General features: G+C 56.0%; 16 protein-coding genes. 6 read left to right on the top strand and 10 right to left on the bottom strand.

Going from position 1 to position 19,346, the window contains the following annotated elements; genetic code table 11:
- The first annotated feature begins 11 nt into the window (after window positions 1–11).
- Both I9185_RS14775 and I9185_RS14770 read left to right on the top strand, forming a co-directional pair.
- Window positions 12–995, top strand: a complete 984-nt coding sequence (locus tag I9185_RS14775; RefSeq protein WP_210093429.1) for an HlyD family secretion protein — start codon at window positions 12–14, stop codon at window positions 993–995.
- A complete protein-coding gene (locus I9185_RS14770; RefSeq protein ID WP_210093428.1) occupies window positions 992–2,515 on the top strand; it encodes a DHA2 family efflux MFS transporter permease subunit in 1,524 nt (507 codons plus the stop codon). The genes I9185_RS14775 and I9185_RS14770 overlap by 4 nt, the downstream gene beginning before the upstream one ends.
- On the opposite strand, the gene crcB is transcribed toward I9185_RS14770, so the two are convergent.
- Window positions 2,512–2,874, bottom strand: coding sequence for a fluoride efflux transporter CrcB (crcB, locus tag I9185_RS14765; protein WP_210093427.1), 363 nt, complete (start codon window positions 2,872–2,874; stop codon window positions 2,512–2,514). The genes I9185_RS14770 and crcB overlap by 4 nt on opposite strands.
- Window positions 2,871–3,239 carry a CrcB family protein gene (locus I9185_RS14760; RefSeq protein WP_210093426.1) on the bottom strand — a complete coding sequence of 123 codons (369 nt, stop codon included), beginning with the start codon at window positions 3,237–3,239 and terminating at the stop codon, window positions 2,871–2,873. Before I9185_RS14760 ends, crcB begins: the two co-directional genes overlap by 4 nt.
- A gap of 249 nt (window positions 3,240–3,488) precedes the next feature.
- Here I9185_RS14760 and I9185_RS14755 point away from each other — a divergent pair, with 249 nt between their 5' ends.
- Entirely contained in the window at window positions 3,489–5,069 is a 1,581-nt protein-coding gene (locus I9185_RS14755) for an FMN-binding glutamate synthase family protein (RefSeq protein ID WP_210093425.1), read from the top strand.
- 95 nt (window positions 5,070–5,164) lie between these two features.
- Here the strand turns inward: I9185_RS14755 and I9185_RS14750 are convergent, their stop codons facing one another.
- From I9185_RS14750 to I9185_RS14735, 4 genes are read right to left on the bottom strand one after another with little or no spacing between them, the layout of a single operon-like run.
- Entirely contained in the window at window positions 5,165–5,809 is a 645-nt protein-coding gene (locus tag I9185_RS14750; RefSeq protein WP_210093424.1) for an ABC-type transport auxiliary lipoprotein family protein, read from the bottom strand.
- Entirely contained in the window at window positions 5,806–7,122 is a 1,317-nt protein-coding gene (locus I9185_RS14745) for an MlaD family protein (protein WP_210093423.1), read from the bottom strand. The genes I9185_RS14750 and I9185_RS14745 overlap by 4 nt, the downstream gene beginning before the upstream one ends.
- A 5-nt stretch (window positions 7,123–7,127) precedes the next feature.
- Window positions 7,128–7,943 carry an ATP-binding cassette domain-containing protein gene (locus tag I9185_RS14740; RefSeq protein ID WP_171636362.1) on the bottom strand — a complete coding sequence of 272 codons (816 nt, stop codon included), beginning with the start codon at window positions 7,941–7,943 and terminating at the stop codon, window positions 7,128–7,130.
- A gap of 1 nt (window position 7,944) precedes the next feature.
- A complete protein-coding gene (locus I9185_RS14735; protein ID WP_209835126.1) occupies window positions 7,945–9,069 on the bottom strand; it encodes an MlaE family lipid ABC transporter permease subunit in 1,125 nt (374 codons plus the stop codon).
- Between the two features lie 261 nt (window positions 9,070–9,330).
- On the opposite strand from I9185_RS14735, the gene I9185_RS14730 reads away from it, so the two are divergent.
- The 3 genes from I9185_RS14730 to I9185_RS14720 all read left to right on the top strand — a co-directional run bounded on the left by I9185_RS14730 (window position 9,331) and on the right by I9185_RS14720 (window position 13,588).
- On the top strand, window positions 9,331–10,863 hold the full coding sequence (locus I9185_RS14730) for an alkaline phosphatase family protein (RefSeq protein ID WP_210093422.1): 1,533 nt from the start codon (window positions 9,331–9,333) through the stop codon (window positions 10,861–10,863).
- Between the two features lie 128 nt (window positions 10,864–10,991).
- Window positions 10,992–12,887: a PAS-domain containing protein gene (locus tag I9185_RS14725; RefSeq protein WP_210093498.1), complete on the top strand. Its 1,896-nt coding sequence runs from the start codon at window positions 10,992–10,994 to the stop codon at window positions 12,885–12,887.
- The gene (locus I9185_RS14720; protein WP_152460491.1) at window positions 12,887–13,588 is read left to right on the top strand and encodes a response regulator transcription factor; all 702 of its coding nucleotides are present in this window, start codon (window positions 12,887–12,889) and stop codon (window positions 13,586–13,588) included. The genes I9185_RS14725 and I9185_RS14720 overlap by 1 nt, the downstream gene beginning before the upstream one ends.
- Before the next feature lie 142 nt (window positions 13,589–13,730).
- Here the strand turns inward: I9185_RS14720 and I9185_RS14715 are convergent, their stop codons facing one another.
- The 4 genes from I9185_RS14715 to I9185_RS14700 are packed head-to-tail and all read right to left on the bottom strand — an operon-like array spanning window position 13,731 to window position 19,332.
- Window positions 13,731–15,041: an HlyD family type I secretion periplasmic adaptor subunit gene (locus tag I9185_RS14715; protein ID WP_171636357.1), complete on the bottom strand. Its 1,311-nt coding sequence runs from the start codon at window positions 15,039–15,041 to the stop codon at window positions 13,731–13,733.
- On the bottom strand, window positions 15,025–17,172 hold the full coding sequence (locus I9185_RS14710) for a type I secretion system permease/ATPase (RefSeq protein WP_245223583.1): 2,148 nt from the start codon (window positions 17,170–17,172) through the stop codon (window positions 15,025–15,027). Before I9185_RS14710 ends, I9185_RS14715 begins: the two co-directional genes overlap by 17 nt.
- On the bottom strand, window positions 17,169–18,512 hold the full coding sequence (locus I9185_RS14705; RefSeq protein WP_210093421.1) for a TolC family protein: 1,344 nt from the start codon (window positions 18,510–18,512) through the stop codon (window positions 17,169–17,171). The genes I9185_RS14710 and I9185_RS14705 overlap by 4 nt, the downstream gene beginning before the upstream one ends.
- Window positions 18,499–19,332 carry a SapC family protein gene (locus tag I9185_RS14700; protein ID WP_210093420.1) on the bottom strand — a complete coding sequence of 278 codons (834 nt, stop codon included), beginning with the start codon at window positions 19,330–19,332 and terminating at the stop codon, window positions 18,499–18,501. The genes I9185_RS14705 and I9185_RS14700 overlap by 14 nt, the downstream gene beginning before the upstream one ends.
- Window positions 19,333–19,346 lie beyond the last annotated feature (14 nt).

The raw sequence follows: 19,346 nt of genomic DNA, 5'->3' as shown, positions 1-19,346 counted from the left end.
GGGATATGAGAATGAAGCCACTCAAAATCGCAGCCGTGGCTTTGATACTTGCAGCAATTGCAGTCGGTCTTGTTCTGTTCTGGAGGCACGAAGAGCGCTACCCGTCCACTCAGGATGCATATCTGGGCGCGAACATCATCTATGTCGCTGCACAGGTGACAGGGCAGGTGGCCGATGTACATGTGATCGAAAACCAGCCCGTGAAAAACGGCGATCTGCTTTTCACGATCGACGACACTCAATTCAAGGCTTCTGTGGATGCAGCCAAAGCCAATCTGGATAGTGCGATACAACAGGCCAAATCCTATTCCACACAGATTGCGGCGGCAGAGGCTTCGGTGGACAGCGCCCAATCGGCCTACAATACTGCATTGAAGAGTTTTGAACGTGCAAAAGCCCTGTTCGCATCAGGCGATGTCGCACAGGCATCGCTGGATCAGACGGCATCGGATTTCGCCCAAGCCTCTGCAAGGTTGACGACCAGCCAGTCCAGCCTTTTGGCACTGAAAAGCGGGTTGCAGGCAAAACAGGATGATATCCTGTCTGCGCGGGCACAACTTGAAATTGCGCAAACCAACCTTGCCTGGACCAAGATCCATGCTGCGGCCGACGGATGGATCGCCAATCTGACTCTTCGACCAGGATCCTCGGTGTCCGCCAATGCCCCGCAATTCTCGATTGTCGAATCGTCCGATTGGTGGGTGGACGCGAACTTCAAAGAGACCGCATTGGCGCGCATTCGTCCGGGGCAGCCGGTCACAATACGTGTCGATATGCTCCCCGGAACGACGCTTACAGGTAAGGTGGCGTCAATCGGGCGAGGGTCTGGGGACACGTTTTCCTTGTTGCCCTCGGAAAACGCGAGCGGGAATTGGGTCAAGGTCACCCGGCGATTTCCGGTTCGGATCGCGCTTGACCCGACCGATGCGCCCTTGCGTGTCGGAGGCAGCAGCAAAGTTGTCGTAGATACAACAGGTCCGGTGGACGACAAATGACCCCTGTGGCGTCCGGCCATGTGAACATGGTGATCGTGATCGCCGTTGTTCTCAGCGCCATTCTGGAAGTCCTGGACAGTACGATTGTCAATGTGGCGTTGCCGCATATCCAGGCCGCATTCGGGGCGACGACCGATCAGGCGACATGGATTCTGACCAGCTATATCGTTTCCGCGGTGGTCATCATGCCGTTGACAGGGTTCGTCGCCCGACGCGTGGGCCGACGACGGTTGATCCTGACGGCGGTGACTGGTTTTGCCGTCATGTCGATGATGTGCGGCATGTCCTGGAGCCTTGAGGTCATCGTTGCCTTTCGGCTGGCTCAGGGCATGTTCGGCGCTTTCCTGATCCCTTTGTCCCAGTCCATTCTATTTGATGCCTTCCCGCGGGAAAGGCGCGGACAGGCAATGGCCATCTTCGGTCTGGGCGTCGTGGTGGCGCCGGTACTGGGGCCAACGGTCGGTGCAATCCTGACCGAATATTTTTCCTGGCGGATGGTCTTCTTTGTCAATGTTCCTGTGGCGGCCCTTGCGCTGCTTCTGCTGGCCGGAGAATTGCCGGAAGACAAAACCGAGGAGGTTCAGATCGATTGGAAAGGCCTTGCTCTGCTGGCTATTGGAATCGGGTGCCTTCAATTCGTTCTGGATCAAGGCGAGACACTGGACTGGATGTCGTCCCGCGTCATCCAGGTGGCTGTGATCGCAGCAGTTATCGGGGCGTTTGGTTTCATTTTTCACGCGTTGACCTCACGCAATTCGGTTGTGGACCTGCGTCTGTTCGCAGACCGAAACTTTGCCCTGTGCAATCTGATCATCGCGGGTTTTGCCGTGTCTCTGTTCGGGGGCATCGCGATTTTGCCGACGCTTGTTCAAAGTCTGCTGGATTTCCCAGTCATCGCGTCGGGCCATCTGTTCATTCCGCGTGGCCTGACCGCAGGGCTGTCCATGGTTCTGACCGGCGCAGTTCTGGTAAACCGCTTCGATCCGCGCCTGCTGGCGGGCATCGGCCTGTTGCTGACAGCAATAGGGAATTTCATGATGGGGGCCATCAACCTCAATGCCGGTTTTTGGGAGCTCGCATGGCCGGGGGCCATCAGCGGCCTCGGGATGGGTCTTGTGTTCGTGCCCATGTCGATACTGGCTTTCGAGAGCATCAGTAAAGGCCGGCAGGACGAAGCTTCTGGTCTGTTCAACGTGACAAGGCAACTGGGGTCGTCGGTTGGCATCTCGCTGGTCGGCACCTGGGTTGTACGCGGGTTGCAGACCAATACGGCGGTGCTCAGCCAGAATGTGACGCCCTACAACCCCGCGGCCCAGGCGTATCTGAGCCCGCTTGGCCTTGCGCCGGACAGCGCTGAAGGTGCTGCCATTCTGGGCCAGGAAATCATGAAGCAGGCCGAGATGATTTCCTATTTGACCGTATTCAACAATCTGGGTCTGCTTGCCTTGGCGACAATTCCATTGCTTTTCTTTTGTCGCGCTCCGAAGCCCGGGTCACATGTTGCCGCTCATGTGCATTAGCGCGTCAAGGTCAGCCCAAGCCACAGGGCGAACCAGCACAGCACCAGGCTGATCAGGATATTGCCAGCTGCCAGAACCAGAGTGCGCTCGCGCCGAAGTTCAAGAGATTGATAGGCAAAGCTGGAAAACGTGGTGAACCCGCCGCAGAATCCAAAGACCAGCCGTCTTTGATCCTCGGGAATGTCGACAGGGCCGCCCAGATAGCCGATCCAGATTCCCAGCAGCAGGCTGCCCAATACATTGACGATCAACGTCGAAAAGGGCAAATCGTGCGGCACTTTCAAAGCCAGCCAATGACGCAGGACCGCCCCCAGGCCTCCGCCCAGTCCGAACATCGCATGAAGATAGAGGTCATTCATGACGGTGACCTCTCGGAATGAAAATGGTTGCCCAGCTTCTCTCCGACCAGGGCAGCGCCAATGCCTAACGCGACTTCCAACCCGACAGCAAGCGGCACGGCCCAAAGATCACTTTCGGTAATACGTTCCAGATCAGCTACAAAAGATGAAAAGGTGGACAACCCACCACAAAATCCGACCGCGCCCAGATGCAGAACATGCGCGTGCACCTTGTGACGTATTGAATACAGCCACCCCAAGACGAAACAGGCCGCCACGTTAATGCCGAAGGTCGACGTGAGGAAACTGAGGCCGGGGATTTCCAGCGCGAAAACTTCGCGCAACAACGATCCCAGCGCTCCTCCGGCAAAGACGGCGAGAAACATAAGGCTCTTTCGGTCGCGTCGGGGTTGGGAATGCGTCTTTGTCAAGTGTATGCCTGTCGCCTTCTGGTATGCGTGGCATATCCACTGGCGACACCCTGTTCAACTGTTGAGCCACCGTAACGCACTTTCACGTTTTCGTCTTTGGGCGGATAAATTCCCTCGAAAGCTTGCAATTAAAAATCAATCTGTTTCACGTTGAGTGCTGTTGGAACGCGCAACTACCGGTCGGAAACATGAGGAGACAGGAACATGATTGTACGCAGGATCTACTATTTTCTGAGCTATGTCTGCCTGCCGCTCGTGTTGCTGTTGGGGTTCTTCTGGCCACCCGTACATTGGCTTTTGGTCATCTTGGTGCCCTACGCGGTCATCGGCCTTTACGATGTTTTGACTACCAAGCACAATGTGCTGAACAACTATCCGGTTCTGGGGCATTTCCGGTACATGCTTGAATTCGTCAGCCCGGAAATTCGACAGTATTTCGTTGAAACCAACGAAAGCGGCCGACCTTATAACCGGATCGTACGCGGCCTGGTTTATTCCCGCGCCAAGGGCCAGATGGATACGCAGGCCTTCGGAACACAATACGACATAAACGAGGTCGGATATCACCGCGCAAATCATTCGCTTGCGCCCAAGCACGTGGACAAAAGCGAAGATCGCGTCATGTTGGGCGGGCCACAATGCACAAAGCCTTACAGCGCCTCGCGTCTCAATGTTTCGGCGATGAGCTTCGGCGCCCTGAGCGCCAACGCCATCCGCGCGCTGAACGGCGGGGCAAAGGATGGAGGTTTCGCCCACAATACCGGTGAAGGCGGGTTGTCTCCTCACCATCTGGCCGAAGGCGGCGATATCATCTGGCAGATTGGGACGGGCTATTTTGGATGTCGAACGCCGGAAGGCGGGTTTGACAAGGACAAGTTCGCCGAAAAGGCCACAAAGGATGTGGTCAAGGCAATCGAGATCAAGTTGTCCCAAGGTGCCAAGCCTGCGCATGGGGGCGTTCTGCCCGCTGCCAAGGTCGATGCTGAAATTGCCGAAATCCGCGGGGTGCCCGAGCATCAGGATGTGATTTCCCCCCCAACTCACAGCGCTTTTGACGGGCCCTCGGGGTTGATGCACTTCGTTCAAGATCTTCGCGAAATGTCCGGCGGCAAACCTGTCGGCTTCAAATTGTGTATTGGCAAACCTTCCGAGTTCATGTCGATCTGCAAGGCCATGCTCGAGACAGGGATTTTGCCGGACTTCATCACCATTGATGGATCAGAAGGGGGTACAGGCGCGGCCCCGGTCGAGTTCACCAACCGTCTGGGTATGCCCCTGAACGAGGCGCTGATTTTCGCAAACAATTGCCTGCGTGGCGTTGGGCTTCGCGACAAGATCCGGATCATTTGCGCGGGCAAAGTGGCGACCGGATACGACATGGTCGAGAAATTCGCGCTTGGTGCGGATATGTGCAACGCGGCACGGGCGATGATGTTTGCGGTGGGCTGCATTCAGGCCTTGCATTGCAACACCAACCGTTGCCCGTCCGGGGTCGCCACCCAGGATCCCGTTCGCGGGCGCGCTGTGAACATCCCGCAAAAGCGGCGGCGCGTTCACCGGTATCACGACGCAACACTCGAAAGTTTCCGCGAACTCTTGGGTGCGATGGGAAAGGAAAAAGTGTCCGAGCTGCATCCACGCGACATTTTGCGGCGCACGGCGGACGAGCATGAGCGAACCTATGGTGACCTCTACACCTATCTGGAGGATGGTGCGCTGCTGGCAGGTGTTGTGCCCGAGGAATTCGCGGCGGATTGGGAACGCGCTTCGGCATCTCGTTTCTGAGACCCGATCCGTTAACAACCGTTTACCCAGAACAGGTGTGGGCGAACTGCGCCCGCACTTACTGTTTTGACATGTGGCTTAACTCAACTGGGGTTCTATCTGGGATTGTTGGCCACATGCGTGCTGATCCTGCGAATGCTCCATTCAACAGAATCTCGCATCGCGCGCCCCAAGGCCAAATCAAACGCTTTGATCAGATCTGATGTCTGGTCGCTTGCGGCAACGACATTTTCCTGAAACGAATTCGAAGCGATGATCTTGTCGTCGTATTCATCGATGACCTTGATGTTCATGCGCACTTCGATACGGATTTTATCTCCGTTCTCGGGGTCCGCGACAACAATCCCCTGAAACTCGCGCAGGTCCGGTGCGATCACGTAATCAGCACGCAGACCGACCGTTGACCGGCCAACGGCAGCGACTTTGCCAGAATTCTCAAAGCTTTCGATCAACAGCGTCTGAACGATCAGGGGTGCGCGATCCACCCAACGTGCCCGCGGCAAATACTGAACCTGTAACGGGGTGGGCTGAATGGCGATCTGATCCGTATTCACAGCGGCGGTTGCTGTTGGTTCTTCAACTACGATCTGTTTTTGTATTCGCGGCAACGCCGACGAAAATGTGCTTTTGGGTGTCAACAGATACAGATCGTTGGGTTTCGCGGCTTGTTTCAAAGTGCCCAAACCGGCACATCCACCGACCAATGCAAACGTCAGAATTGCAATTGCAGGCTTGATCATTGACGGAACTCCGATGCTTGGGTGCCCAGCAGAAACCGCGCAGGATCACGTTCGACCTTGTCCACCAGACGGTCGAGGCTGATTACCAGGCGTTGGGATTCTTCGACGAAGCGAATAAATTGCGGCAGACCCACCCGCAAGAAGTCTGACACCTGCCGGCGGTTGGTCTGAACGATGCCGTCAATTGTCCCCAGCAGCTCTGACGCAGAGTTCGAAGCGCTCAGGACATCGTCTGAAATCTGATCGATCTTACCGGTAATGTTCGAGACTGTTTCGGTGATCTGGTTGGCCGCCTTCCGGATATCTTCCGCTACGGGCGCCACGTCTTCTTCCATGACGCGGTTGGCCGATTCAAAGGCCGTTTCCGCCGAAGACAGCGCACCTTTGGCCGTGTCCATTGCAGATGTGATCGAACCAAGTGTCGTGTTGGCGTTCAACACGGTCTCGTTCACGATCCCCAGCGTGACGCTGCCTTCGTCCGACAAGAGGGTCAACCGTTCGGCCAGTTGCGACCCGCGTTCGATGAAAGGTCGAACGTCCTGCTGCAAGATGCGGTCTGCCGTTTCGATCGTCGTTTTCGCTTCGTCCAGCGCAGCCCTGGCTGACTCGGACGCGGACTTGACCGAATTGAGCGTGTCCGTGCCGGTCTTGAGGGTCGTATCCGCCGTTTCGATCAAAGGGTCCAGACGTTTTGAAAATTCACCAATATTCTTGGCTGCACTGCCTATGTCGCTGGCCACGGATTCAAAGCTTGTCAATGTTTTGTCCAGCCGGCCAGTCGCAGAGGCAAGGTTGTCCAGAATGCTGCTCACGGCTTGCCGGTTCTTGTCGTCGACGACCTTGTTCAGGCTTTCCAGAAGTGTAACGGCCTCGTCCAGCACTTTTGGTGCGCCTTCAAATAATGACTGGATGGTGCTGCGCTTGCTTTTGATCACGCTGTCCTGCGGCAATCTTTCGGCAGTAGGCGACCCGCCAGTAAGTTCAACGTAACCGACGCCGGTAACACCCAGCGATTGAAGCTGGGCGATCGTTTCTTCGGTGATCGGAATATCTGCATCCACTTCTATTCGCACGCGAACCTTGGACGGATCGTCCTCGTCCAGGTTCAGAGAGATCACCTGCCCAACAGGAAGGCCGTTGAAATTCACTCCGCCCGCCGCCGAAAGCCCCGAGACGTTATCGAACAATACATCGTAGTAAGCGTATTGCCGGGTCACTTCGAATTTCGCCAACCACAGGAAAAAGCCGAATACACCCAACAGTCCCGCAAGGGTGAACGCGCCGATCAGGATGTAATTTGCTCTGGTTTCCATCGCCTTTACCTGTCCTGACCCTTCTGTTGCGCCGCGCGGGCGCGGGGGCCTGTGAAATATTCCTGCACCCAAGGATGATCCACTTTGGTCATATCCTCAATCGGACCTTCAACCAGCACGCGTTTTTCTGCAAGCACTGCAATTCGGTCACAGATGGCGTAAAGGCTGTCCAGATCATGGGTGACCATGAAAACAGTCAACCCAAGTGCCTGCTGCAATTCGCCGATCAATTCATCATACGCAGCCGCGCCAATCGGGTCCAATCCGGCAGTCGGTTCATCCAGAAAAACGATTTCGGGATCAAGCGCCAGTGCCCGTGCAAGCGCCGCGCGCTTTCGCATGCCGCCTGACAGCTCCGATGGAAATTTGCCGCAACTCAGCTGGGGCAGACCCACAAGGCTGATCTTCAACGCACCCAGAGATTCCATCAGTTTTTCACTGATGCCCGTATGTTCTCGCAGTGGGGCCATCACGTTTTGCAATACGGTCAGCGATGAAAACAGCGCACCGTCTTGAAAGGCCACGCCCCAGTGGCGTTCGATCCTGCGGCGTTCCTCTTCGGGACCGTTCAGGACATCCACTCCCAACACTTCTATACTGCCAGCAGCAGGTTTGTTCAGACCCACAATTGTACGTAGCAAGACGGATTTTCCGGTTCCGGACCCGCCAACAATGCCCAGAACCTCGCCGCGCCAGACATCAAGGTTCAGATCGTCATGAACCACCTGCGTTCCGAATTGGTTTCTGAGACCGCGAACGCGGATCACGGCGTCACGCTGTGCTGCGTTCTGTTCCGTTTCGTGTTGCGTGCTATCGTTCATGTCAGATTCCGATTTCGGAAAAGAAAATCGAAAACAATGCGTCGATTGCAATCACCATGAAAATGGATTGCACTACCGAGGCGGTTGTACGCTGCCCCACACTCTGGGCCGACCCTTTGACCTGCAAGGCCTGCCAGCATGCTGTGACCCCGATGACCAGCGCAAAGAATGGTGCCTTGATCAACCCAACCGCAAGTTGCCAGACATCGGTGTTTTCTTTCAAACGGGTGACAAACATGCCAGGGCTTACGCCCAGATCGATCCAGCTCATCAGCGCGCCGCCGAAGAGGCCGGCAACATCTGCGACAAAGCCAAGAATGGGCAGCATGATCAGCAACGCCAAAACACGTGGAATGACAAGAACCTCGATCGGGTCAAGGCCCAGCGTCCGCATGGCGTCGATCTCTTCCTGTACTTTCATCGAACCGATCGAGGCCGTGAATGCCGAACCCGAGCGGCCGGCAACAATAATCGCGGTCAGCAAAATTCCCAGCTCTCGCAGAATCGAGATTGAAATCAGTTCGACCACGAAGATCTCGGCCCCGAACTGTTTCAGTTGTGTCGCACCCTGAAAGGCCAGCACGACACCGATCAGAAAACCCATCAGGGCCACGATGGGAAGGGCTTTGACCCCGGTTTCCTCCATATGAGTGACAAGGGCCGCTTTGCGCAGACGCCACGGCATGACCAGGGTCCGAAACAAGCGGTGCAGGGTGAGGCCCAGAAATTCGAGAATCGACAGGGTATCCTTCCAGGCTCCGAATGTGCCCTGACCCACATGTGCGACCCAGTCCAGAAATCCACGAGGGTCCTCAAGCTTGCCGGGTTTGTCCGGGATGCTGCGTGTCACCGTGTCTATCAGTGTCGCATGTGCGGGTTTCACACCTTGAAACTCCAGCGTGGCACCGTTTGACGTGAACCTCCGGCCCAGGTCCGCAACCAGCCAGGCTCCGCCCGTATCCAATGCTTCTATACCGGACAGGTCAATAACGACTTTGCCCCCGCAAGGTTGGACCGCAGCAAAATCACGCTCCACGGTTTGCAGGGATTGTGTGAGCAACTCACCAGAAATGCGCACTTGATTGCCGCTGGCGTCGCGCTCTGATGTGATCGTTGGCTGCGTCATGGTGCCATGTGAAGTAAAACATTCAATGTCTGCAATGACTTTGTGCCCTTTGAAGTGGTTTTTGCCGCAAAGGATGGCCTTGGCGTCACGCCGGACCATGAGTTGAAGCAAGCGTAACTGTAAACAGGGGTGTTACTTTTCTCGACTCAAGTCAGGCCGGAAAAGAAAACGCAGGGCTGTTCGACTAATCGGTTGCGCAAAAAACGGAAGCGGGACACATTCCGCTGCGGAACCCCGGGTGCGGAATTCGGAGAAGTCGGTATGCATCACGCCAAGAACGTTCTGTTCATCATCATCGATCAATTGAGGGCAGATTGCCTGAACGGCGCTCTGGCCGAGCACGTGCAGCTACCGAACCTTCGGGCTTTCATGGACGAGGCGGTCAGTTTTACGCGCCACTTCTCTGTCACCAATCCCTGTGGGCCATCCCGCGCATCGATTTTGACCGGCCAATACGCGATGAACCACCGTTCCGTGCGAAATGGTACTCCGCTGCGTCATGATACGCCGAACATCGCCACGGAAATGCGAAAGGCGGGTTATATGCCGATGCTGTTCGGGTACACCGATACCTCTGCCGATCCCCGAGTCCATGATCCCAACGATCCCGTGCTCAAATCTTACGAGCAATCGATGAACGGGTTCCTTGAAGTTGTCGAAATGCGCCTGGAAGAGTCATACCCTTGGCGATCATATTTAATGAAAAATGGCTATACGTTCGATACATATTGGGATGTTTTCAAGCCTGTCTCACCGGATGGTCAAACGCCCAAGCTGAACGACCCGGCCATGTATCGGGCAGAACACAGCGACACAGCCTTCCTGACCGATGCGTTTCTGGACGGGATTGCACCTCATCAAGGCGAGGGATGGTTTGCTCATCTGACTTACATCCGTCCTCATCCGCCTTTGGTTGCGCCTGCCCCGTATAACGACATGTACGATCCGGCGGAAATCCCTCTGCCGAAACGCCTGCCAAGCGAAGCCGCTGAAAAGGCACTGCATCCGTTTTTCGGACCAAAGCTGGACGCTTATACGGCAGAAAAGTTCGTTCATGGCTTTGCTGACGTTGAGCCAACGGATGAAAACATCCGCACTTTGCGCGCCGTTTATCTGGGATTGGCGACCGAGGTCGATCACCATATCGGGCGCGTCGTTCAGTATCTCAAGGACAGTGGGCAATACGACGATACCATGCTGGTCATAACGGCTGATCATGGCGAAATGCTGGGCGACAGGTACAGCTGGGGCAAAATGACTGTGTACGACGCGGCCTATCACACACCGTTGATGATACGTCTGCCGGGGAACGAGGCCATGGCCGGCGCGAAAGTGACCGTTCCTACCGAGTCGATTGATGTCACGCCGACTATCCTTGATTGGATTGGGCAGACTGTTCCAAACGCCATGGATGGCAGGTCTTTGTTGCCCTTGTTGCAGGGCGACGTTCCCGGTGATTGGCGCAGCTATTCCTTCAGCGAGCTGGATTTTTCGGAACCCGAAGAACCGACCCTCTGGCAGCGGCGGTTGGGAACGGGCAACAGTGATTCCTGTCTGGGAATATTGCGGGACGAACGATTCACGTTGATCGAATTTGCAGCCGACCTGCCGCCGATCCTGTTTGATCACCAGGGACAAGGAGAATTCGAAAACCTTGCGGAAAACCCCGCGTTTGCGGCTGATCTTGCCCGGTTGGGCAGACAGATGCTGCGCCATCGGATGCGAAACATGGATCATACCTTGTCGTTGCACTCCATCACTTCCGAAGGCGCGAAGTCCCGTTCCAGATATTAGGATTACTGCACGCTTTCGCGCTCTTTTCAGTTGGATCATGGAAGTTGCATGAGACGTTTTGTCGTTCATCAATTCCACTACCGGCGCATCAATTCTGATGGTACCCATGGGGCGTGGAGAAGACGAACCTGGACATCACCGAACAGCGCATAAAGGCGATGACGACTGCCGGACTGAATCTCATCGGTCAGGCGCTTTCGATCTATGACAGCAACCTGAAACTGGTGCTGAGCAATCGTCGGTTCAAGGAAATGTTCGACCTGCCGGACGAGCTGGTCGAACGCGGAGCCTTGTTTCGGGATACCATCCATTTTCTCGCCAGCCGTGGCGAATACGGTGACGAAGAAAGTGTGGAAAAAATGGTGAACCTGCGCGTCGAGCAGGCTTTGGCTTTCGAGCCTCATTACATGGAACGCGTAAGGCCCAACGGGCAGGTTATCTCGATAGAAGGCGCGCCGTTGCCACAGGGCGGATGGGTTGCGGTTTACACTGACATTACCGGCACCCGGCGTGCAGAAAACCTGCTGCGGGCGCGATCGGAAGAATTGTCGGAACAGTTACTCGGCCACGCCGAAGAACTGTCTGCAACCAACCGAAAGCTTGCGGCCACGATCAAGGCATTGGAAGAGGCCAAACGCGAGCTGACCGAAATCGAAGCCCGCACACGCATGATGACCGAAATGATGCCGGCTCATATCGCGCATTTGGATAGCACTGGTCGATATGACTACTCCAACCGCCGTTTGAGCGCGGTCCTTCCCGGACGTCCGTCGGAGGTTCTTGGGCTTCACATATCCGAAGCTCTTGGTGCCGCCGCGTATCGGCGGGTCAAAGCGCATCTGGCAAAAGCATATGACGGAGAAACCTCCGTATTCGAGTTCACCGAGGATCAGGATTCCCGCCGTATCCGCGTTTCATTCACGCCCGATGACGCCGGTGGCGTCTATGTAATGTCGGTTGATATCACCGAAGAAACGCAGGCGCGCGTCGTTTTGCAGCAAACGCGTCGGCGGGCTATGGCCGCCCAGATGACCAGTGGATTGGCCCATGACTTCTCCAACTTGCTGACGATCATCCTTGGGATGCAGTCCAAACTGAACAAAATGGACCTGTCGGATGAAGCACATGAGCTGGTTGCCGCGACACAGCAAACGGCGCGTCGGGGTGGGCAATTGCTGAACCGGATTGCGGATATGACCGGGAACCGAACGCCACATCCTCAGGCCACGGACATGAAGGCGCTGTTGGAAGACCTGAGAATATTGGCCTCGCCTTCCTTGCCGCGCGGCGTCGGTTTGTCGGTGGTCAACACTTTGCCCGACCGGGCTTTGATGCTGGACCCGGGAATGGTGCAGGATGCGTTGCTGAACCTAGTGCTGAATGCGCGGGATGCCTGCGGCAGTTCGGGTCAGATTACAATCAGCGCGCATACCATCGGAGAAATCTGGGTTGAAATCACCGTATCGGACACTGGCCCGGGCTTTACACCAGAGGCGCTGGAAAAGGCGCTGAACCCGTTCTTTACCACCAAGGGAAGCGACGGGTCGGGGCTTGGTCTGCCCATGGTGTATGACACTGTCAAGCTGGCCGGGGGCGATCTGAATCTCAAGAACACGGTATCAGGCGCGTCCGTCGTTTTGCGGTTGCCCTATCGGCCAGCTCCGCCCGTGCAAGACGGTCTGGTACTTCTGGTCGAAGACAGCGAAGATTTGCGGGGGCAGTTTCGGGATATGCTGGTAGAGCTGGGCTTCGCCGTCATCGAGGCCAATTCGGTAGATGAGGCGCTGGCGTTGATTAACAGCGTTGAAGACATTTCTCTTGTCCTGTCCGATATCCGTCTCGAAGGAAGTGGTACCGGTCTGGACATTTTGCGGCAGGTGAAGCCGGGATTGCCATGTATCCTTATGACGTCGCTGCCCAGTTCGGACCCGTTGTACCAGCGCGCCCTTGCGTTGGCCCCGGTGTTGCGTAAACCGTTTTCGCAGGCTCAATTGTCAGCCCTGATCCAAACCGAGGCCGCCTGATGACGCAACCGCTGGTTACCATCCTCGACGACGAACCCGAAATCCGGCGCATCCTGACGGACGCTCTGGAGGATGCCGGTTTCCGTACGCAGAGTTTTTCCCGCGCACGAGAGTTCGAGGCTGCGCTCAACCGTGTGACGCCCGATGTCTGTCTGGTCGACCTGTCATTGCCGGATACGGATGGGCTGGCGTTGGTTCATCGTCTGGCGTTGGAACAAGGCGCGGCAGTGATCATCATTTCGGGGCGCGCGCAGGTGCAGGACCGTGTTACGGGGCTGGAACTTGGGGCAGACGATTATATTACAAAACCGTTTGACCCTGCGGAAGTCGTGGCGCGGATCAGGGCAAGATTAAGAACACCTCGCACTCAGACCTCTCATTCGGATACGGCGGAATTCAACGGCTGGACCGCACATTTTGACCGATACGTCCTTGAAAGTGAATCAGGTGACGAAACGCCTTTCAGCCATGCAGAGGGGGAAGTCCTGCGGCTGTTTCTGGAAAGCCCCAAGCGGCTGATCAGCAGAGGGCAAATGCAGGAGTCCCTGGGTGGCGCAGCCGGAGACAGTTTTGACAGGGCGATGGACGTTCGGATTTCCAGGTTGCGCACCAAGCTGGGAGAAGATCCCAAGAACCCGCGGTTGATCAAGACGATCTATGGGGCGGGGTATATATTCTTGGGTGATGTCGGTTGGAAGTAGTCGCAGATCCAACCGGCCGAGACTTGGTCAGATGAGTTGTTTTCCATGTTTGTTTGACCCTTTCGAGCCTTCCGTGCTGAAGCTGCTGACTCCGAGATTTCCGTATCGGAAGTGACACGTCTGTCCCCAATTGCCCCATCGCTCATTCGCGCAATGCCTGATCCTTTATCTTCACAACCGGTTGCAGAATATAGTCCAGCACTGTTTTGCGACCCGACAGAATGTCGACTTCGGCGATCATTCCAGGTATGATTTCGACTGCTATGCCATTCCCATCAAGCATGGTGCTTTTGGTTCGAATCTCGACCACAAAGACCTCTTCGTCATTACGCTCAGATCGAGTGACCGTGTCTGCTCCGATGCGGATGATTTCCCCATCCAACGCTCCGTATCGTGCAAAATCATAAGCCGTGATTTTGACCTTCACAGGCTGACCAGAATGCAGAAACGCAATGTCCTCGGGCTTTACATAGGCTTCAACCAGCAATGTGTCGTCCAGCGGCACGATTTCAACAAGGTCCTCTCCACTGCGGGCAAGACCGCCAATGGTAGAGCGATGAATCCGGTTTACAATGCCGCGTACCGGAGACCGAACCTGCGCCCTTGAGGCCCGGTCGCGCAAAGCGGGCAGGGCGGGTTGCAAGGCAGCCAGCTCGGCAGTGGCAAGCGCCAGGTCCGTCAGCGCGGCGCTGCGAAACCGGCTTCGCACCGCTTGAATTCGATCGTCGATTTCGTCCAAGCCCGTTTGCAATCTGTTGGTTACGGCTTCTGCCCGCACCTTGCGACCGCGCCATTCGGCTTCACTCCGCCGCAACGCAAGCAATGTTGTTGCAGGCTCCATTTGACGCTCGACCAGCGGCGCCATGATCGCCCTTTCTTCAGCCAGGACCAGCAAGGTTTCCTCTGCCGTCACTTGATCGACCAGGCCTTCCTCAAATTCTCGCTGTTTTTGCTGACGCTGACGCTCCAAGATGGCTATTTCTGCCTCCAACTCGGCCCGCCGGCCTTGGTACAGTGCAGTTTCAGATTGCACGACGGTAGGCGCGCCGTTGATCAGTTGAACATCGAAATCCAGTTGTGTCCCATCAATTTCGGACCGAAGGCGTTGGATGCGCGCCATCAGCCCGAACGCGCGTTGCTGTTCCTGACTGAGCTGACTGTCAATTTGGGTTGTTTCCAGTTCCATAAGCAGAGAACCTTTTTCGACCAGTTGGCCTTCGCGCACATGCAACGACTGCAATACGCCGGGCTCGGTGGCTTCGATCAGCTGGATGTCTCCGGAAGGCACGATCCGGCCGTCCACGCGCGTGACATCGTCCAATTCAGTCAGGTGCGCCCACAATAGGGCGGCGATCAGGCAGAGCAAAATCACCAAAAGCAGCAAGGAACTCCGAACAGGAGAGCGTCCCTGCATCTCGCGCGCCAGGGTGGCCAGATCAGGATGCTGCGACATTCAGGTGCCTCCCTGTCCGGCGAACATGTTGCGTCAGCATGCTTTTGGGGCCATCCGCCGCGATTTTCCCGTGTTCAAGGATGATGACTCTGTCAACAAGCTCCAACAGGCTGGTTCTGTGTGTAATGACAACCATGGTGGACTCTGCCGTGCATTCTTTCAGACGTTGGATAACCTGGGCTTCGGTTTTGACATCCATCGCGCTTGTTGGTTCATCCAGCAAGAGAACCGGCGGACGGCCTATTAGTGCCCTTGCCAGGGCAATGGCTTGACGCTGTCCGCCAGAGAGGCCTTCGCCGCGTTCCGCGAGTTGAAGATCGTAACCCCCGGGATGGATGGCCACGAAATCCTCAACCCCGGCGGCGCGGCCTGCTTCGATCAGTTCGTGATCTTTTGGCCGGATTGCACCGCTTGCGATATTGTCCCGGACTGATCCGGAAAAGAGCCATATGTCCTGTAAGACGGATCCGATATTGCGGCGCAGATCGCCAGGATCGATCTGGCGGATATCAAGACCGTCGAACGTAACAGATCCAACACGCGGCGCGTACAATCCCAGCATCAGACGTGCGATGGTGCTTTTACCGCAGCCAATCTGACCAAGGATCGCCACTTTTTCACCCGGTTTGATCGTGAATGAAACGCCTTGCAGGGTATCTTCCCCTTGGTCAGGGTAGGAAAAATACACGTTGTTGAAGGCGATCGCTCCTTTGAAATGGGGCCGGTTCACCCATGTTCGGCCTAGTGGGCGTTCGCTTTCCGCCATCATCAGCGCGTTGAGATTTCGGTATGCACTTCGGGCTTGGTTAAGCCTTGTCAACGTTTGCGCTAACTGGCCCAAGGGTGCCAGGGCCCGCCCTGTCAGCATTACTGAGGCAACCAAAGCGCCCATGCTGGTCTGGCCGTCTGTGATCAGAAAAACACCATAAAATACGATCAACACCTGTGCCGCTTGTTGCGTAAAACCGGTCAGGTTGAGAGCAAATTGTGTAACGGTCCGGCTCTGAGCACCGTGCGAGGATTGCCGTTCTATCGCCTGCTCCCATCGGGAACGCATTTGCCGGCCCGCTGCTGTTGTCTTTATCGTTTCAAGGCCCGAGACGGCTTCTACGAGGACCGACTGTTTGGACTGCCCGTCGGACAGGCTCTTTTCTGCCATGCGCGACAGAAGCGGCTGTACGGCCAAACCTGTCAGCAGAACCACAGGCACGGCCAGAGCCGGGACCAATGCCAGTTGTCCGCCGACCAGGTAAATCACAAATACGAACAACCCGATGAACGGCAGATCCACGACGGCAACAAGCGTTGCGGATGTGAAGAACTCACGCAGGGTCTCGAACTCACGGATGGTACTGGTCATGGCGCCGGTGGAACCCGCGCGTGACTTCATCTGGATGTTCAGAACGTGGTCGAAAATTCGCCGCCCCATGAACAAGTCGGCTTTTTGCCCGGCCTTGTCGATAAACGCCGCTCGCAGCAATTTCAGCACGAAGTCAAATAGCAGCGCCAGAGCTACGCCCGCCGTCAAGGCAATAAGCGATTCGGTTGCCTCATTGGGCAACACGCGATCATAGACAACCATGATGAAAACTGAGGTCGACAAGCCAAGAAGGTTTGCCAGAGCCGCAGCGAGAGCAACCTGTATGTAAGTCCATCGATTGGCGGACAACGCCGCGCGAAACCAATGACCTCGGTTACCCGTGTGACCGGCGTCCAGTTCATCTGTATGATTTCGCCGAAACAAGACCGCGAAACCGGTGTATGAATTGGCCAGCTGTTCTTCTGAAACTTCGCCGATTCCTTCACCAAGTTCCGGGTCATAGATCAGCAAGGCACCGTTTTTTGCGCGGCCATGGTACACAACAGCCTTGTTTTCGGTCATCAGCAACAAGGCCGGGGCCAATGCTTCGTCAAAACTCGCGATGCACCGCTCGCCATAGCCCGCCTGTAGACCAGTGTTTTCCGCCACCGAGAGGATGTCACGAACAGTCAGATCCCCGTCCGAACCGGTCTGCGACGCCTGGATCGTTGCAAGGGTCAGAGGGCGTTCAAGCGTCGCTGCGATATTCAGAATGCAGGCTTCGTAGCATGTCAAACGGGCGCGGTCCTGCATTGATTTAAACGTGCTCATTTCACCTCGATCCAATTGCCAAGCGAAATTCCGAGCAGGTCCAGAATGTCTCCGGTAAGGCTCAGAGCCGCGTAGTTGGTCAGAAAATAACTCTGTTCGGCCAGAATCAGGCGTTCTTGCGCATTTACGTAATCGCGTTGAGCGTCCAGGATTTCGATCAGGCTGCGACGCCCGATCGAGAACTGTGCGCGGGATGCAGCAACACTGTCGGCATTGGCACTTGCCGCAATACGGGCCGCGCGCAGCCGTTCCGCGCCTGCTTTTTGATCGGATCGAATAAAGCCCAGCTCCCGCATGATTTCGCGAACCAATTGCTCTCGCGCGAACTCCGCTTCTTTCACCTTTGCTTCTGCGGCGGCGATGGCGGCGCGGCGTTGGCCGGTGCTGTCCAGCTCGTAGTTGAAAGAAAGATCCACGCCAAAATTTGCATCCCGAGTGTCATCCTGGTTGGCAAATGCGGCGACCCGAACGTTCGGTTTGCGCCGTGCCTGAGCGGCCGACCATTCGGCTTTGGCTGCCAGCAAGCTGGCATCCGCCCTACGGATCTGAGGGCTGTTCATCACGATCTGGGCATCACTTCTATTCAGCGGTGGGGCTGGTACAGGAGGGGGCAATGATCCGGGAAAAGTCCCGAAAACTTCTCGAAACCGCGCTTCGGCCCGATCAGTTCGTGATCGCGCGTCAGCCAGTCTTGTGCGTGCATCTGCCATTCTGGACTGAGCGGCCAGAACATCTGCATTTGAACCGGCGCCGCCCGCTGTGCGGTCCGAAATCTGACGCACCAGTTCTTCATGAACCGAGACATTGTCGGCCACGATGCGGAGTATTTTTCTTTGATCAATGACAAGCACATAGGTCTCGATGGCGGCCAGCGCCGTGGCCGATGCCGTCTGAATCTGATCGCCCCGTGTTTCCAGAACACGTGCCCGGGCTGCCGTCAGATCCCCCGAGGCAGCCCCACCGTCATAAACCAATTGTGAAATTCTCAGATAGGGTGAAACATCTGCAATATCAGATTCGACCCGTTCGGACCGTGCATTTATTCCCAACGAGATCTGCGGAAGAAAGGCGCCTTCCGCTGCATCTTGATTGGCTGATGCGATATCCATCCTGGTATTACTTTGCGCCAGTGTCGGGCTTGTCTCCACCGCCTGGCGCACGCGTTGCCCGAATGCACTACTGCTGAGCTTTGCCGATGGCTTTGCTGCCCCTGCACCGGTGGTCCCGGGTGCAAAGGACACTGCCACTGGAGTCAAATCAGGAGGGGGCGTGCAGGCGGACAACGCTATTGCAAGCAGAGCGAACGCAACCCAGGACAACACTGCTTTACAGGAACGCATGATGACCCTCCTGACTGCAATGGTCCATGGCTTCTTCTTTCTGTTGTGCCGCAACCAACGCGTCCAAGAACCCTGAAACACCGGTGGTCTGTTGTGTCAGAGAACTATCAGCTTCCCGATGTGCGCGGGCATGTGCATGTGTCAGCCAGATACTATGGGTCAGCGAAATCTGATGAGCGTGAATCAGTCGCAACCCCCCATTCGATGTAAGCAGTGACAAGTGCGCGCGGGGAATTTTCTCCAGGGCTTTCTGCGTGACGCCAAAATGCCCGCTCGGAAACTCAACCCCCTGAAAAGAGGTAAGCGGACCAAACAATCCCATGTCAGCAAGAACACGACACAGATGAGTTGTGTATTTCATCGACTCTTGCAGGGCGCGAAAAAAGGCTGCGACTTTTTTCAGTTCCGGCGCAAATTGCCCAGATTTGTCGAAGAATACCTCGTCCTCCGGATTGTCAGTGATAAGCCCCGCCGTTTCGTCGACAAGCAATTCGTCACTGCCGTCACCATCCGATTCAATCAGTCGTGGCCGAAACGGAGCACAGCGCAAGACGCATGGGACATAAGTCGCCAGCCATTTGCCATGCGCTGATACAAATGGCGTAGGCTGGTCTGGTTGCATGGACAAAACAGCCACTGGGTAAAAGCCGTGTTCAGATTTCCGAAAAGTGATTGGAAATGTGGCGGCGGCCTGAAGAATTTCTGCTTCGACCACAGGGCAATCTGCCATAGTCCCTGCGAAATCGAACGAGGTGAACCGCCGCCAGAACCGATGACCATGTCGTCCAAGACTGACCGGAGTTAAGCCATTCTGTGCCATAACTGCCTCATGAT

The sequence above is a fragment of the Ruegeria sp. HKCCSP346 genome (assembly GCF_017872595.1).
Taxonomy (GTDB): Bacteria; Pseudomonadota; Alphaproteobacteria; order Rhodobacterales; family Rhodobacteraceae; genus Ruegeria.
This window is presented reverse-complemented; position numbering and strand designations above follow the sequence as displayed.

Bases quoted from the DNA above. Each gene is read 5' to 3' on its own strand.
- I9185_RS14775 (WP_210093429.1), top strand. From the start codon at position 12: ATGAAGCCACTCAAAATCGCAGCCGTGGCTTTGATACTTGCAGCAATT.
- I9185_RS14770 (WP_210093428.1), top strand. From the start codon at position 992: ATGACCCCTGTGGCGTCCGGCCATGTGAACATGGTGATCGTGATCGCC.
- crcB (WP_210093427.1), bottom strand. From the start codon at position 2,874: ATGAATGACCTCTATCTTCATGCGATGTTCGGACTGGGCGGAGGCCTG.
- I9185_RS14760 (WP_210093426.1), bottom strand. From the start codon at position 3,239: ATGTTTCTCGCCGTCTTTGCCGGAGGAGCGCTGGGATCGTTGTTGCGC.
- I9185_RS14755 (WP_210093425.1), top strand. From the start codon at position 3,489: ATGATTGTACGCAGGATCTACTATTTTCTGAGCTATGTCTGCCTGCCG.
- I9185_RS14750 (WP_210093424.1), bottom strand. From the start codon at position 5,809: ATGATCAAGCCTGCAATTGCAATTCTGACGTTTGCATTGGTCGGTGGA.
- I9185_RS14745 (WP_210093423.1), bottom strand. From the start codon at position 7,122: ATGGAAACCAGAGCAAATTACATCCTGATCGGCGCGTTCACCCTTGCG.
- I9185_RS14740 (WP_171636362.1), bottom strand. From the start codon at position 7,943: ATGAACGATAGCACGCAACACGAAACGGAACAGAACGCAGCACAGCGT.
- I9185_RS14735 (WP_209835126.1), bottom strand. From the start codon at position 9,069: ATGACGCAGCCAACGATCACATCAGAGCGCGACGCCAGCGGCAATCAA.
- I9185_RS14730 (WP_210093422.1), top strand. From the start codon at position 9,331: ATGCATCACGCCAAGAACGTTCTGTTCATCATCATCGATCAATTGAGG.
- I9185_RS14720 (WP_152460491.1), top strand. From the start codon at position 12,887: ATGACGCAACCGCTGGTTACCATCCTCGACGACGAACCCGAAATCCGG.
- I9185_RS14715 (WP_171636357.1), bottom strand. From the start codon at position 15,041: ATGTCGCAGCATCCTGATCTGGCCACCCTGGCGCGCGAGATGCAGGGA.
- I9185_RS14710 (WP_245223583.1), bottom strand. From the start codon at position 17,172: ATGAGCACGTTTAAATCAATGCAGGACCGCGCCCGTTTGACATGCTAC.
- I9185_RS14705 (WP_210093421.1), bottom strand. From the start codon at position 18,512: ATGCGTTCCTGTAAAGCAGTGTTGTCCTGGGTTGCGTTCGCTCTGCTT.
- I9185_RS14700 (WP_210093420.1), bottom strand. From the start codon at position 19,332: ATGGCACAGAATGGCTTAACTCCGGTCAGTCTTGGACGACATGGTCAT.